This is a genomic window from Aeromonas sp. sif2416 (assembly GCF_019218665.1).
Taxonomy (GTDB): Bacteria; Pseudomonadota; Gammaproteobacteria; order Enterobacterales; family Aeromonadaceae; genus Aeromonas; species Aeromonas encheleia.
On record NZ_JAHUXC010000001.1, the window covers coordinates 322860 to 335102 of the forward strand.

Below are 12243 nucleotides of genomic sequence, written 5' to 3' on the forward strand. Positions count from 1 at the left end.
GTAAAAAGCCATTGATCCATCAGCCAATAAAAAGGGCCGCACGGCGGCCCTTGGCAGAGATGGCGCGGGTTTACATGGCGGCGCGGAAGATGGTGACTATCTCGTCGTGGCTCGCCTGCTGCGGGTTGGTGAAGCCGCAGGCATCCTTCAGGGCGTTGCTGGCCAGCAGGTCGAAGTCGTCGGCCTTCACCCCGAGCTGCTCCAGGCCGGCCGGGATCTTCACGTCGCGGGCCAGCTGCTGGATGGCTTTGATCGCGGCGGCGGCGCCCTGCTCGTCGTTCATGGCGCTCACATCCACCCCCATGTGGCGGGCGACGTCCTTGAGGCGAGCGGCGCTCACCTGGGCGTTATAGCGCTGCACGTGGGGCAGCAGCACGGCATTGCAGACGCCGTGGGGCAGGTCATAGAAGCCGCCGAGCTGGTGCGCCATGGCATGCACATAGCCGAGGCTGGCGTTGTTGAACGCCATGCCGGCCAGGAACTGGGCATAGGCCATCTGCTCGCGGGCTGGCAGATCGTCACCCTGATTGACGGCGGTGCGCAGGTGGCGGGCGATGAGCTGGATCGCCATGATGGCGCTGGCATCGGTGACCGGGGTGGCGGCGGTGGAGACATAGGCCTCGATGGCGTGGGTCAGCGCATCCATGCCGGTGGCGGCGGTGAGCCCGGCGGGCTTGGCCAGCATCAGCTCGGGATCGTTGACCGACATCAGCGGGGTGACGTGCTTGTCGACGATGGCCATCTTCACGTGGCGGCTCTCGTCGGTGATGATGCAAAAACGCGTCATCTCGGAGGCGGTGCCGGCGGTGGTGTTGATGGCGATAAGCGGCAGCTGCGGCTTGGCGGAGCGATCCACTCCTTCATAGTCCCGAATGCTGCCGCCGTTGGCGGCCACCAGAGCGATGCCCTTGGCACAGTCGTGGGGCGAGCCGCCCCCTAAGGAGATGACGCAGTCGCAGCCATTGGCCTTGAGCATGGCGAGGCCAGCCTCCACGTTGGCCATGGTGGGGTTGGGCCTGGTCTCGTCGAACACCAGGCTCTCGATGCCATGCTCTGCCAGCAGGGCAGCTACTTGAGCGACCACGCCTATCTGGTTGAGGACATGATCGGTGACGATCAGCGCCTTGCGATGGCCATAGCCCTGGATATCGGCTGCCGCTTCTTGCAGGCAGCCCGCTCCCATCAGGTTGACCGCGGGAATGTAGAATTTGAATGTCGCCATGGTGGACTCCGATAATTAGCCATTAAGTGGTATTCAGGTGCCAAAATAACAGCGTCGAGGGAGATGGAAAGGGGTCAATAGTATCTGTTTTATAACTTTGTGGACTCGCTCGCGCTCTGGTCGAATCGTGGCGGCGAGGGCTTGACAAGGGGCGGGAGCGGGCGGAGAGCAGAAAAACGTTTTTCAGGAAATTCATCAAGTTAGCAAACGTTTTGCGCTGAATTTGTCACTGTCAATGCATGGAAGTGTGAGTTGCTTCAAGGAATTGGAAAGCGCTTTCGACCATAGTTGGCGCCTTCCCCAATGGAGGGAAACAGGCTCGAAAGTACCATTAAAGAATCATCTTAACTGCACTCTGCCACCCGCTGGTGGGGCGCAACCAGGAGTCCACTATGTCTGATGTTTTCCACTTGGGTTTGAAGAAAGCTGATCTGCAAGGCGCCACCCTGGCGATCGTTCCCGGTGACCCCGAGCGCGTCAAGCGCATCGCAGAACTGTTGGACAACCCGGTGCACCTGGCCAGCCATCGTGAATTCACCACCTGGCGCGGCGAGATGGACGGCAAGGCCGTGATCATCTGCTCCACCGGGATCGGCGGCCCGTCCACCTCCATCGCGGTGGAAGAGCTGGCCCAGCTGGGTATCCGCACCTTCCTGCGCATCGGCACCACGGGCGCCATCCAGCCGCACCTGAACGTGGGCGACGTGATCGTCACCACCGGTTCAGTGCGCCTCGACGGTGCCAGCCTGCACTTCGCACCCATGGAATTCCCGGCCGTGGCCGACTTCGACTGCACCACGGCGCTGGTCAACACCGCCAAGGAGCTGGGCTCCACGCTGCACATCGGTGTGACCGCCTCTTCCGATACCTTCTACCCGGGTCAGGAGCGTTACGATACCGTATCCGGTCGCGTAGTGAGCCGTTTCCAGGGTTCCATGAAAGAGTGGCAAGCCATGGGCGTGCTGAACTACGAGATGGAGTCCGCTACCCTGCTGACCATGTGCTCCAGCCAGGGCCTGCGCGCCGGCATGGTGGCCGGTGTCATCGTGAACCGTACCCAGCAGGAAATCCCGAACGCCGAAACCATGGCACGAACCGAATCTGATGCCATCAAGATCGTGCTGGGCGCCGCCCGTAAGCTGATCTGATAGCACCACCACGAGTGGGGGTGGGGGCCGTTGCGAAAGCGCGGCCCCTATCTTTATCCGTCGTTTGCCGACTGGAGCCCCTTTCCTTCCAGCTTCGCTCTTCCCTCACGCCGCCATCAGAACGGGCTGGCACAGCTCGCCGCCATCGGCTCACCGCTCACCGGATGCACGAAGTCCAGCGCGCTCGCATGCAGCATCAGCCGCGGCGTTTTTTCCGTGCCCGCCAACAGCAGGCCGCCGTAGAGATCGCAACCCAGTATGGGGTGGCCCAGCAGCTGACAGTGGATACGCAGCTGATGGGTGCGGCCGGTCTCGGGGGTCAGCACGACCCGGGTCAGCGGCAGGGAAACGCCATCTTCGTTCTGGCGAACCAGGCGCTCCACCACCCGGTAGCGGGAGCGGGCCGGCTTGCCCTGAACGGCGCAGATCTTCATCCGCGGGAACAGGGCCGGATCCTTGGCGATGGGGGCGTCGATCAGCCCCTCGTCATCGGCCAGGTGGCCGCACAGCAGGGCGCCGTAGGTTTTGGTCACGGCGCGCTGGCTGAACTGGTGGGAGATCGCGGCGTTGATGGCCTTGTCTCTGGCCACCACCATCAGCCCCGAGGTGCCAAAGTCGAGGCGATGCACCAGGGTGCAACCGGGGAAATCCTGCACCAGCCGATAGTGCACCGAGTCGAGGTTCTGCGGATTCTTGCCGGAGAGGCTGAGCAGGCCGCTCGGCTTGTCGATCAGCAGCAGATGGGCATCCTGATGGAGGATGTTGATCTCGGCCGCACAGGGCGGGGCGATAAAGGTATCGACGATGACAGACATAGGGGCACGGCAGGCTGGAAACGGGGAGCGATCATACCCGAACCGGCGGTGGGCGGCGAATCCCCGTGTGCCGGCGGCGCCCATCCCGCGAAGTTCGGTGGCAAGTACTTGATAACGTGGGCATAGGCCGTTTTGTGACTCCCTCCAGAGTTAATCTGGTGGTGGCTTGCTAAGGTGTGGATCTTTTTTTGTCGTAGGAGTCCGTCATGTCACTGCCCGTCATTCTCGATTGCGATCCCGGCCACGATGATGCCATCGCCCTCATCCTGGCGCTGGCCAGCCCCGAGCTGAGGGTGCTGGCGGTGACCACCAGTGCGGGCAACCAGACGCCGGACAAGACCCTCAACAATGCCCTGCGCATCCTCACCCTGCTCGGTCGCCACGACATTCCGGTGGCGGCGGGGGCGCCGCGGCCCCTGGCTCGCGAGCTTATCATTGCCGACAACGTGCACGGGGAGTCGGGTCTCGACGGCCCCAAACTGCCGGATCCGGGCTTTGACCCCCAGTCCATGACGGCGCTTGAGCTGATGGCGCAGACGCTGCGCCACAGCCCGGAGCCAGTCACCCTGGTGCCGACCGGCCCGCTCACCAACATCGCCCTGCTGCTGGCGGCGCATCCCGAGCTGCACCCCAAGATAGGCCGCATCGTGCTGATGGGGGGCTCGGCCGGAGCGGGCAACTGGACCCCGGCGGCGGAGTTCAACATCTATGTGGATCCCGAGGCGGCCGACATGGTGTTCAAGTCCGGCATCCCCCTCACCCTGTGCGGGCTGGACGTGACCCACGAGGCGCAGGTGATGGACGCGGACATAGAGCGGGTGCGCGCCATCCCCAACCCGGTGGCCCGCTGTGTGGCGGAGCTGCTCGATTTCTTCATGATTTATCATCGGGATCCCAAGTGGGGATTTCGCGGGGCACCGCTGCATGATCCCTGTACCATCGCCTGGTTGCTGGCGCCCGAGCTGTTCCATGGGATAGATTGCTGGGTCGGCATCGAGACTCAGGGGGTGCATACTGTGGGAATGACGGTGGTGGATCGCCATGGCCTGACCGGCCATGCCGCCAACACCCATGTCTTGCTGGGGCTGGATCGGGTCGGCTTCATCGACCTGCTGGTGCAGCGTCTGCAGGCATTTCATTGAGATCAGGGCGAATGGATAAGGGGCAGGGGATGTGGAAGACGACGCTGGCACTGCTGGTCGGTGCACAACTGACGGCCTGTGCCACGCCATTTGAGACGATGTGGCAGGGGCTGGCGACCTGCGATCTGGACAACCTCTCTTTCGACGCCGAACGGGGGGAGGGATCTTCGCCGCAGCTCAATGCCTTCAAGCCTTACAAGACGACCGATGGCTTCGCCTGGTACAAGACCCACCAGGAGCTGCATGGCCTGCCGATCCACGGCTTCCTCATCCCGACCTCGACCTTCGAGGTGCACGCCCTGTTTGTTGACACCCCCATCGCCAACGCCAGGCGGCTGACCCATAACGCCTATGGCAGCGAGTTTGCCGATGAGCGCAAGCACGATCTGGGGGAGGCTCCCCTGCTGCTGCGGGATCCGAACAATCCCAAGCGCTCCATCATCGACTGCACCCAGGGGGAGTCGGAGGAGCCGCTGCCGGAGGAGCCTTTCCCGGAATAGGGACAGGCGGCATGATGCCGATGAGGAAACCACAGCAGAGAGGGGAGCCATGGCTCCCCTCTCTTGTTATGCGTTGCTGGTGCTGGCAGCCACCATCAGGGGTAGCCCAGGGTCTGCTTGATGGTATCGAGCTGCGCCGCTATCCAGGCCGGGTTGATGGGGCCCCAGTCGCCGATCCGATAGTGGCCCTGCAGGTGGCGTGCCCCCTCGGTCTGCTCGAAGGCGCAGTGGATGTCCAGCTCCGCCAGGGCCGCCAGGGTATCCTGGGCGGTGCGTCGCGGCATGCCGGTGGCCGCCATGATGGCGGGAATGCTGTCGGTGCCTTGGCTGATCAGGTGGGCAACGTAGAGCCGTCGATAGAAGCTGGTCCGGGTCTTGCTCGGCTCTGTCATTGTCTCTCCCCGAGATTTGTCTGGCTGACCGGACAAGCCGCCATATGCCATCGCTGCAGGCCGCTGGCGCCGTTTTTGCCTGAGTCGATCATATCTCGTCCTCGAGCCGGTCGAAGTAACGCCAGGTGGCGATGGCGGCCTTGCCCATCACCAGGGCCCAGACGCCGAACCAGAACCAGCGGAAGAAGCTCCAGGTGGAGGCGTCAGGCTGGGTGCTCTCGATCTTGGTAACGTTGGGGAACAGGGAGAACATGTTCACGCGCCAGCCGTAGGAGGTGATCATGGCCAGGCGCTTCTCGAATTCCATGGATTTGGCCTTGGCCTGCACGTCGGCGGCATCGAACTTGAAGTAGAAGGGCCAGCCCCAGAGGGTATCCTCGTTGCGGAACACCCGGATCTTCTCGCCGGGGCGCTCGGTATAGATGTAGTAGACATCTACTGTGGGGCCATCCGCCGGATTCTTCTGGCTGATGGGGCCATCCTTGTCGGTGCGCTTCACCTCGACCCCGGTGATGGTGGCGATGGTGTGTTCCGGCAGATAGAAGTCGAGCCAGAGAGCGGAGAGCAGGGCGACGAGGCCCAGCGCGATAAAAGCGGGTTTCTTGAACTTCAGGCTCATGGGATTCTCTACGTGAGGGGGAATGACGTGCCTCTACCATACCCACATTTGCGGATGCAGCCCAGTCCCTAATGACCCCATTCATTCAAAATGTCGTTTAAAACTGACAGCTTCCGGGCCCCCCGAGGAGGCGCCCCGCGGGCCCGGTGGGCGCGGGCTCAGCCCATCGAGGGTCGGCGGCGGCATCGACGTGGGCCTCTTTGCGCTGAGTCATGTGACAGCATCTGGCTGGCAGTCTGGTGTTGGTCGCCGTGCTACCCCCTTGGTAGTGAGTGGGCGGGGATGATGGCCGCCTCGGTCCGCAACCTGGGGTGGCTCCGCGCCCTCGATGGCCGAAATCGGCCGGCTGACGGGTTTTTGCTTGTGTGCAAGGGGGGCGGTAGGCAAGATTGAAGCCTTGTTACCATGGAGGTGTAGTGTGTCCCACTGGATTGATCCCGCTATTCTGGCGCTGTTTATTCCCACGTTCTTCTTTGTCTCTGTGACCCCCGGCATGTGTATGACCCTGGCGATGACCCTCGGCATGAGCCTGGGGGTGCGCCGCACCCTGCACATGATGTGGGGGGAGCTCATCGGGGTCGGGTTGGTCTCGGTGCTGTCGGTGATCGGGGTGGCCGCTGTCATGCTCAACTACCCGGCGTTGTTCTCGGCGTTCAAGTACGTGGGCGGGGCCTATCTGGTCTGGCTCGGCATCCAGATGTGGCAGGCGAAGGGCAAGATGGCCATCCCGGCGGACTTGTCGGCCGGCCAGGAGACCAAGCCCCTTGGACTGGCGCTGCAGGGCTTCGTCACCGCCATCGCCAACCCCAAGGGCTGGGCCTTCATGGTCTCCCTGCTGCCGCCATTCATCAATGCGGCCAAGCCGATGGCGCCCCAGATCAGCGCCCTGGTGATGCTGATCCTCGTCATCGAGTTCTCCTGTCTGCTGCTCTATGCCAGCGGGGGCCGCACCCTGCGCCACTTCCTCGCCAAGAGCGGTAACGTCACCCTGATGAACCGCATCGCCGGCTCCCTGATGCTGGGGGTTGGGGTATGGCTGGCGCTGGGCTGAGTGTAGCGCAATGAAAAATGCCACCCGTCTCTGACCAAGAGGGGTGGCATTTTTTATGGGCGTCTGGCGGCGCCTCAGTCGGTCAGGCAGTCCGGATCGAACACGTATTCCCCCGCCAGCCAGCGCAGGATCTCGTCGACGCAGCCCTGATCCTGGAACGGCAGGTAGCGGGCCTGGAGATAGTCGTGCTGCGCCGGGGTGAGCTGGGCCAGCCCTATGTCCTGGAACAGCGACAGATCGGCCTGGATCATGGCGGAGATCTGCGGGCCGCAGGTGGCATTGAGGGAGGCGTGCAGCGCCTTGTCCGGATCGTACTGCTTGCCGAGCCGGTAGCTCATGGGCAGGGTGGCGAGCGGCAGCACCGAGAGCGCCGCCTGTTTCATGGGATTGACCGCGTGGCCCGCCACCAGATCGGCCAGCTCCGCCGGGCGGTTCTCGAAGGCGCGCAGGTGCAGGAAGCTGCTGGCCTTGCTGCCATCGTTGACCGGGTAGTTGTCCCACAGGAAGGGCTTGCGGTGCAGCCAGTCGGCGGCCTGCTTGAGGTGGGGCGCAGGGTAGTCGCTGGAGCAGACCTTGGGGCCGGTCCAGAAGATGTCAAAACGCTTGTCCAGCCCCTGGCCCAGATCGGTCAGATAATGGGGCGGCATGGCGCCGAACACCTTCTCCAGCACCGGATCCGTCGAGTAGTAGCTGGGGCAGAACAGCAGGCGGCTGGCTTTACTGTGGGCCGCGATGTCGTGGGCTATGGTGAGCTGCCAGTGGGCGAGATCCGGGGTGTCCCCCTTCATGTCGTCGAACAGCACCGCCAGTATGTCGGGCTGCAGCGCCTCGTCGATGAGGCGGACCTTCTCCAGCAGCGCCGCACGCTTGCGCGGGTAGTCGTGATGGGCGCCCATGGGGCTCAGGCCCACCCCGAAGGCGAGGCCGTTGTCACGGCACTGCTGGGCCAGGCGGCGCAGATCCTCGAGCTGGTGCGCAGGCCAGGGCTGGGCCCAGTGCTTGCGCAGATGGCCATCTTCTTTCGGCGCATAGATGTAGAAGCCATAGCCGTGGCGAGGCAGCCACTGAGCATAGCGGGCGCGGGCTTCCCAACTCCAGCCCTTGCCGAAGAAGCCCTCGATCAGCCCCAGTCGGGGCGAGGGGGGATAGAGACCAGACAACAGGCTTTGATAAGGCATAGTGAACTCCCTTCGCGCTGAGCACTTTTTGCTAACAATGGTCAGACTGCTGTCTTAAACCGGATCTTCTTCCAAAAAGCGTACCCCTATCTTGCGAGGCTCACCCTCTTCCATCTCCGCCACCGTCCAGAGCAGACCCTGCCAAGCGAAATGGTCACCTACTACCAGATTATCGCCCAACTGCCCGGCGATAAAATCGCCGAGTGTCTGATCCGCCACCTCGCTCACATCCAGCCCGTAGAGCGGGGCGAGATCCACCAGTCTGGCGGCCGCCTCCAGCAGGAAGTCGCCGAAGAAGCGCGGGCCCAGATCCTGCTCGGGGGCCTGGCTGAACAGCTGGCCGAGGGCGGGCAGATCCCGCTCGTGACCGATGACGCAGAGGATATCATCCGGTTGCAGGCGGGTACTGCCCGAGGGGTGCAACAGCTCCTGGCCCCGGAACAGGGCGCAGATGCGGGTCCCCTGGGGCATGCGCAGCTCGCGTAGCGGCGAGCCGATGCACCACTTCTCGGCGCTGAGGCGATAGATGAAGGTCTCCCACTGGCTGTCGAGATCGATCTCCAGCCCGGAGCGGTTGATGGGGGAGGGCGGTGCCGGCACCTCGACCCGTGCCAGCCTGGAGGCCAGCGGCAGCGAGCTGCCCTGCAGGATGAGGGAGACCAGCACCACGAAGAAGGCGACATTGAAGTAGAGCTGGGCGTTGGGCAGCCCCGCCATCATGGGGAAGACCGCCAGTATGATGGGCACGGCGCCACGCAGCCCCACCCAGGAGATGAACCAGCGCTCGCGGGGGGCGAAGTTCTTGAACGGCAGCAGGCCAATCCAGACCGATACCGGGCGGGCGAACAGGATCATCCAGCCGGCCAGCACCAGCGCCGGCAGGGCGATGGGCAGCAGGTTGCTCGGATTGACGAGCAGACCCAGCACCAGAAACATGCCGATCTGGCTGAGCCAGGTCAGGCCATCCAGCACCGACAGTGTGGTGCTGCGGCTGCGCAGGGAGAGGTTGCCGAGCAGCAGGCCGGTGAGGTAGATGGAGAGGATGCCGCTGCCCCCCACCGCCGTGGTGATGGCGAAGATGAGCAGGCCACCGCTGACGGTGAGCAGGGGATAGAGGCCGGGAGCCAGCCTGGCGCTGTTGATGAGGCGCCACAGCAGCCAGCCGCCGCCGAGGCCGATGCCGGCCCCGAGCCCGAACTGCTTGACCAGCTGCAGCAGCAGGAAGGCCCAGTCCAGCCCCTGTTGTTGGGTGGCGAGGATCTCGATCAGGGTGACGGTGAGAAACACCGCCATGGGATCGTTGCTGCCTGACTCTATCTCCAGAGTGGCGCTGACCCGCTCGTTCAGGCTGCGCCCGCCGAGCAGGGAGAACACCGCCGCCGCATCGGTGGAGCCGACGATGGCGCCGATCAGCATGCCCTGCATCAGGTTGAGATCGAACAGCCAGGCGGCGGCGAGACCGGTCAGGCCCGTGGTGATGGCCACCCCGACGGTGGCGAGCGACAGGGCGGGCCAGAGCGCGACCCGAAAGGAGGAGACCCGGGTGCGCATGCCGCCGTCGAGCAGGATGATGGCGAGCGCCAGGTTGCCCACCAGGTAGGCGACCGAGTAGTCGGCGAAATGGATGCCGCCGGGGCCATCCTCACCGGCCAGCATGCCGACGGCGAGGAAGATGACCAGGATGGGAATGCCGACACGAGAGGAGAGCGCGCTTAACAGGACACTGCATCCCACCAACAAGGCACCGATAAGAAAGAAACTGTTGATGGTGGTGGCATCCAATGGCGAACTCCTTTTATAGCAGAATGCAAAACAGGCACATTATATGCAGTTTGGGTCGCCTTGTGTGGCTTAATTGTGCATCGATTTGCAGTTTCTTACATTTAAAGTGCTGTTTTTCAGCGTCTGGCGCCGCCGGCCTCCCGGCCAGGAATGGGGGATAAAGTGTGACGACTGGCTCCAGAGGGCGGGTCGGTGGCGTGAGGTGGGGATGGTCGTGCGGGGCGGTTTGTGACCCTCCCCGAGGGGAGGGCAAAGCAGAGACCGGGGCACCAGCAGGGTCCCGGTGCGGGATTCAGTCGTCCTCGTCGTCTTTGACTTCCCGGATCTTGTCCCTGTATTTGGGCAGTTGTTTCTCGAGCTGCTTCATGTCCTTGATGGCGTTGAGAAACAGGCCAAGCAGGAACAGCAGCGGCAGGCCTATCCATAACCACAGACTCATGATGTTCTCCTTTCGTCGCGGCAGGGGGTGACGTCATAACTGACCAGGAGCTCGTCGAGCCGGGTCAGCATGGTCAATTTGCCTTCAATATGCCCCGTCTTCATGAGCGATTCCTCGCGTCGAGACAGGGGGTGGCGTAACGGGCCAGGATCTCGTCGAGATGGGCCAGTACGGTCGCCTTGCCTTCAATATCCGCCTGCTGCAGGCAAAGCGCCAGCGCCGCCTGATCCAGTCGTTGTTCCCCGGACTCCAGCGCGAAGCTGAGGTGCCAGGGCTCGTAGGCGACGCCGCCCTGGGCCCCCGCCGGTTTGGCGAAGGGCAGGAAGAAGCCGAAGTCGTTCATGTGCTCCCCCAGCCAGTCGCTCAGGTCGCTAAACCAGCCGCCTTCTTCGTATTCCCAGGGCTCCAGCGCCAGCCTGGTATCGGCGGGCAGGCAGTCAGGATCATAGATGTCCAGATCCGTGCCCCAGTGATGGCGGCTGGTGCCGGGCAGGGCGCTCCAGCGCAGGATGGCGTGCAGCCGTTCGGTCTCACTCAGCTGCAGCGCGTCCAGCGGCTGGCCCGTGGCGTCCAGCAGCGGGCGTTCGCCGCGCCACTTGCCGTTCCAGATGGCGAGCTGACGCTCGAAGCCGCGCCAGCTGGAGGCCGGCTGCAGGTTGTGACCGGCATAGGCGGCGGCGACCTGCATGTCGTTGAAGGCCGCCGCGGTGGCGGCGGTCAGGCGGTGGGGGCCGCGCCCCACCAGGATGAGGTGGCTCTCGTCGAGCCCCAGCAGTTGATCCTGGGTCATCACAGCCTCCGGGTCGTTTCCCATGGGATGAAGGTCATGCCAGCAACCGTGCCAGTACCCCTTGGTACATGTCGGCCAGCAGATCGAGATCGCTTGCCTTCACGCACTCGTTTACCTTGTGGATGGTGGCGTTGACCGGGCCCAGTTCAATGACTTCAGCCCCGGTGGGGGCGATGAAGCGGCCATCCGAGGTGCCGCCCGTGGTGAGCAGGGCCGGCTGCTGGCCATTGACGCTCTCGATGGCCCCGACGGCCGCCTCCAGCAGGGCGCCGGTATCGGTCAGGAACGGCTGGCCGGAAAGGGTCCACTTCAGCTCGTAGTCGAGACCGTGGCGGTCCAGCAACGCCTCGACCTGGCGGCGGATCTCCCCGTCGGTCAGTTCGGTGCTGAAGCGGAAGTTGAACTGGACCTGCAGCTCACCCGGGATCACGTTGGAGGCGCCGGTGCCGGCCTGGAGATTCGCTATCTGGAAGCTGGTGGGCGGGAAGTAGGCATTGCCCTGATCCCAGACCCTGCTGGCGAGTTCCGCCAGGGCCGGGGCCGCGCGGTGGATGGGGTTGTCCGCCAGATGGGGGTAGGCCACATGACCCTGCACCCCGCGCACCAGCAGATCGCCGGTGATGGAGCCGCGGCGACCGTTCTTCACCACATCCCCCACCTCGCTGGTGGAGGAGGGCTCGCCGACGATGCACCAGCGGATCTTCTCGTTGCGCGCCTCCAGGGTCTCAATGACACGCACGGTGCCGTTGATAAAGGGACCCTCTTCATCCGAGGTGATGAGGAAGGCGATCGAGCCCTGGTGATCCGGGTGGGCGGCGACGAAGCGTTCGGTGGCGACCACCATGGCGGCGAGCGACCCCTTCATGTCGGCGGCGCCGCGGCCATACAGCATGCCATCCTTGATGGTCGGTTCGAACGGCGGGGTGTGCCACTTGTCCAGCGGGCCGGCGGGCACCACGTCGGTGTGACCGGCGAAGCAGAACAGCGGGCCCTGGGTGCCGCGGCGCGCCCACAGGTTGGTGGTGTCTTCAAACACCATGGGTTCGATGACGAAGCCGAGGCGAGCGAGGCGCTCCGCCATCAGGGTCTGGCACCCCTCATCCAGGGGGGTAACTGAGGGGCGGCGGATCAGATCCTTGGCCAGTGCGATGACATCCGACATCGG

General features: G+C 63.9%; 13 protein-coding genes. 4 read left to right on the forward strand and 9 right to left on the reverse strand.

Going from position 1 to position 12243, the window contains the following annotated elements; genetic code table 11:
* Window positions 1-70 precede the first annotated feature (70 nt).
* Window positions 71-1222 carry an L-threonine dehydrogenase gene (gene yiaY / locus KW821_RS01435; RefSeq protein ID WP_218290046.1) on the reverse strand — a complete coding sequence of 384 codons (1152 nt, stop codon included), beginning with the start codon at window positions 1220-1222 and terminating at the stop codon, window positions 71-73.
* Between the two features lie 392 nt (window positions 1223-1614).
* On the opposite strand from yiaY, the gene udp reads away from it, so the two are divergent.
* A complete protein-coding gene (gene udp, locus KW821_RS01440; RefSeq protein WP_042651303.1) occupies window positions 1615-2370 on the forward strand; it encodes a uridine phosphorylase in 756 nt (251 codons plus the stop codon).
* 116 nt (window positions 2371-2486) lie between these two features.
* On the opposite strand, the gene KW821_RS01445 is transcribed toward udp, so the two are convergent.
* Window positions 2487-3185: an RluA family pseudouridine synthase gene (locus tag KW821_RS01445; protein ID WP_218290048.1), complete on the reverse strand. Its 699-nt coding sequence runs from the start codon at window positions 3183-3185 to the stop codon at window positions 2487-2489.
* 206 nt (window positions 3186-3391) lie between these two features.
* On the opposite strand from KW821_RS01445, the gene rihA reads away from it, so the two are divergent.
* A complete protein-coding gene (rihA, locus tag KW821_RS01450; RefSeq protein ID WP_218290050.1) occupies window positions 3392-4327 on the forward strand; it encodes a pyrimidine-specific ribonucleoside hydrolase RihA in 936 nt (311 codons plus the stop codon).
* Between the two features lie 29 nt (window positions 4328-4356).
* Window positions 4357-4827, forward strand: coding sequence for a hypothetical protein (locus KW821_RS01455; RefSeq protein ID WP_042651306.1), 471 nt, complete (start codon window positions 4357-4359; stop codon window positions 4825-4827).
* Window positions 4828-4922: 95 nt separating this feature from the next.
* Here the strand turns inward: KW821_RS01455 and KW821_RS01460 are convergent, their stop codons facing one another.
* Both KW821_RS01460 and KW821_RS01465 read right to left on the reverse strand, forming a co-directional pair.
* Window positions 4923-5219, reverse strand: a complete 297-nt coding sequence (locus tag KW821_RS01460) for a helix-turn-helix domain-containing protein (protein WP_042651307.1) — start codon at window positions 5217-5219, stop codon at window positions 4923-4925.
* Between the two features lie 88 nt (window positions 5220-5307).
* Entirely contained in the window at window positions 5308-5838 is a 531-nt protein-coding gene (locus tag KW821_RS01465; protein ID WP_218290052.1) for a DUF1523 family protein, read from the reverse strand.
* A gap of 418 nt (window positions 5839-6256) precedes the next feature.
* Here KW821_RS01465 and KW821_RS01470 point away from each other — a divergent pair, with 418 nt between their 5' ends.
* Window positions 6257-6889, forward strand: coding sequence for a LysE family translocator (locus tag KW821_RS01470; protein ID WP_218290053.1), 633 nt, complete (start codon window positions 6257-6259; stop codon window positions 6887-6889).
* 74 nt (window positions 6890-6963) lie between these two features.
* Here the strand turns inward: KW821_RS01470 and KW821_RS01475 are convergent, their stop codons facing one another.
* The 5 genes from KW821_RS01475 to dapE all read right to left on the reverse strand — a co-directional run bounded on the left by KW821_RS01475 (window position 6964) and on the right by dapE (window position 12240).
* On the reverse strand, window positions 6964-8067 hold the full coding sequence (locus tag KW821_RS01475) for a beta-N-acetylglucosaminidase domain-containing protein (protein WP_042651310.1): 1104 nt from the start codon (window positions 8065-8067) through the stop codon (window positions 6964-6966).
* Between the two features lie 54 nt (window positions 8068-8121).
* On the reverse strand, window positions 8122-9849 hold the full coding sequence (locus KW821_RS01480; protein ID WP_218290055.1) for a potassium/proton antiporter: 1728 nt from the start codon (window positions 9847-9849) through the stop codon (window positions 8122-8124).
* Window positions 9850-10141: 292 nt separating this feature from the next.
* Window positions 10142-10288, reverse strand: coding sequence for a hypothetical protein (locus KW821_RS01485; RefSeq protein ID WP_005325762.1), 147 nt, complete (start codon window positions 10286-10288; stop codon window positions 10142-10144).
* Window positions 10289-10388: 100 nt separating this feature from the next.
* The gene (locus KW821_RS01490; RefSeq protein ID WP_218290056.1) at window positions 10389-11078 is read right to left on the reverse strand and encodes a M15 family metallopeptidase; all 690 of its coding nucleotides are present in this window, start codon (window positions 11076-11078) and stop codon (window positions 10389-10391) included.
* 34 nt (window positions 11079-11112) lie between these two features.
* Window positions 11113-12240 carry a succinyl-diaminopimelate desuccinylase gene (gene dapE, locus KW821_RS01495; RefSeq protein WP_218290057.1) on the reverse strand — a complete coding sequence of 376 codons (1128 nt, stop codon included), beginning with the start codon at window positions 12238-12240 and terminating at the stop codon, window positions 11113-11115.
* Window positions 12241-12243: the final 3 nt, after the last annotated feature.

Excerpts from the sequence above, each read along its gene's own strand:
- yiaY (WP_218290046.1), bottom strand. The coding sequence starts at position 1,222 with ATGGCGACATTCAAATTCTACATTCCCGCGGTCAACCTGATGGGAGCG.
- udp (WP_042651303.1), top strand. The coding sequence starts at position 1,615 with ATGTCTGATGTTTTCCACTTGGGTTTGAAGAAAGCTGATCTGCAAGGC.
- KW821_RS01445 (WP_218290048.1), bottom strand. The coding sequence starts at position 3,185 with ATGTCTGTCATCGTCGATACCTTTATCGCCCCGCCCTGTGCGGCCGAG.
- rihA (WP_218290050.1), top strand. The coding sequence starts at position 3,392 with ATGTCACTGCCCGTCATTCTCGATTGCGATCCCGGCCACGATGATGCC.
- KW821_RS01455 (WP_042651306.1), top strand. The coding sequence starts at position 4,357 with ATGTGGAAGACGACGCTGGCACTGCTGGTCGGTGCACAACTGACGGCC.
- KW821_RS01460 (WP_042651307.1), bottom strand. The coding sequence starts at position 5,219 with ATGACAGAGCCGAGCAAGACCCGGACCAGCTTCTATCGACGGCTCTAC.
- KW821_RS01465 (WP_218290052.1), bottom strand. The coding sequence starts at position 5,838 with ATGAGCCTGAAGTTCAAGAAACCCGCTTTTATCGCGCTGGGCCTCGTC.
- KW821_RS01475 (WP_042651310.1), bottom strand. The coding sequence starts at position 8,067 with ATGCCTTATCAAAGCCTGTTGTCTGGTCTCTATCCCCCCTCGCCCCGA.
- KW821_RS01485 (WP_005325762.1), bottom strand. The coding sequence starts at position 10,288 with ATGAGTCTGTGGTTATGGATAGGCCTGCCGCTGCTGTTCCTGCTTGGC.
- KW821_RS01490 (WP_218290056.1), bottom strand. The coding sequence starts at position 11,078 with ATGACCCAGGATCAACTGCTGGGGCTCGACGAGAGCCACCTCATCCTG.
- dapE (WP_218290057.1), bottom strand. The coding sequence starts at position 12,240 with ATGTCGGATGTCATCGCACTGGCCAAGGATCTGATCCGCCGCCCCTCA.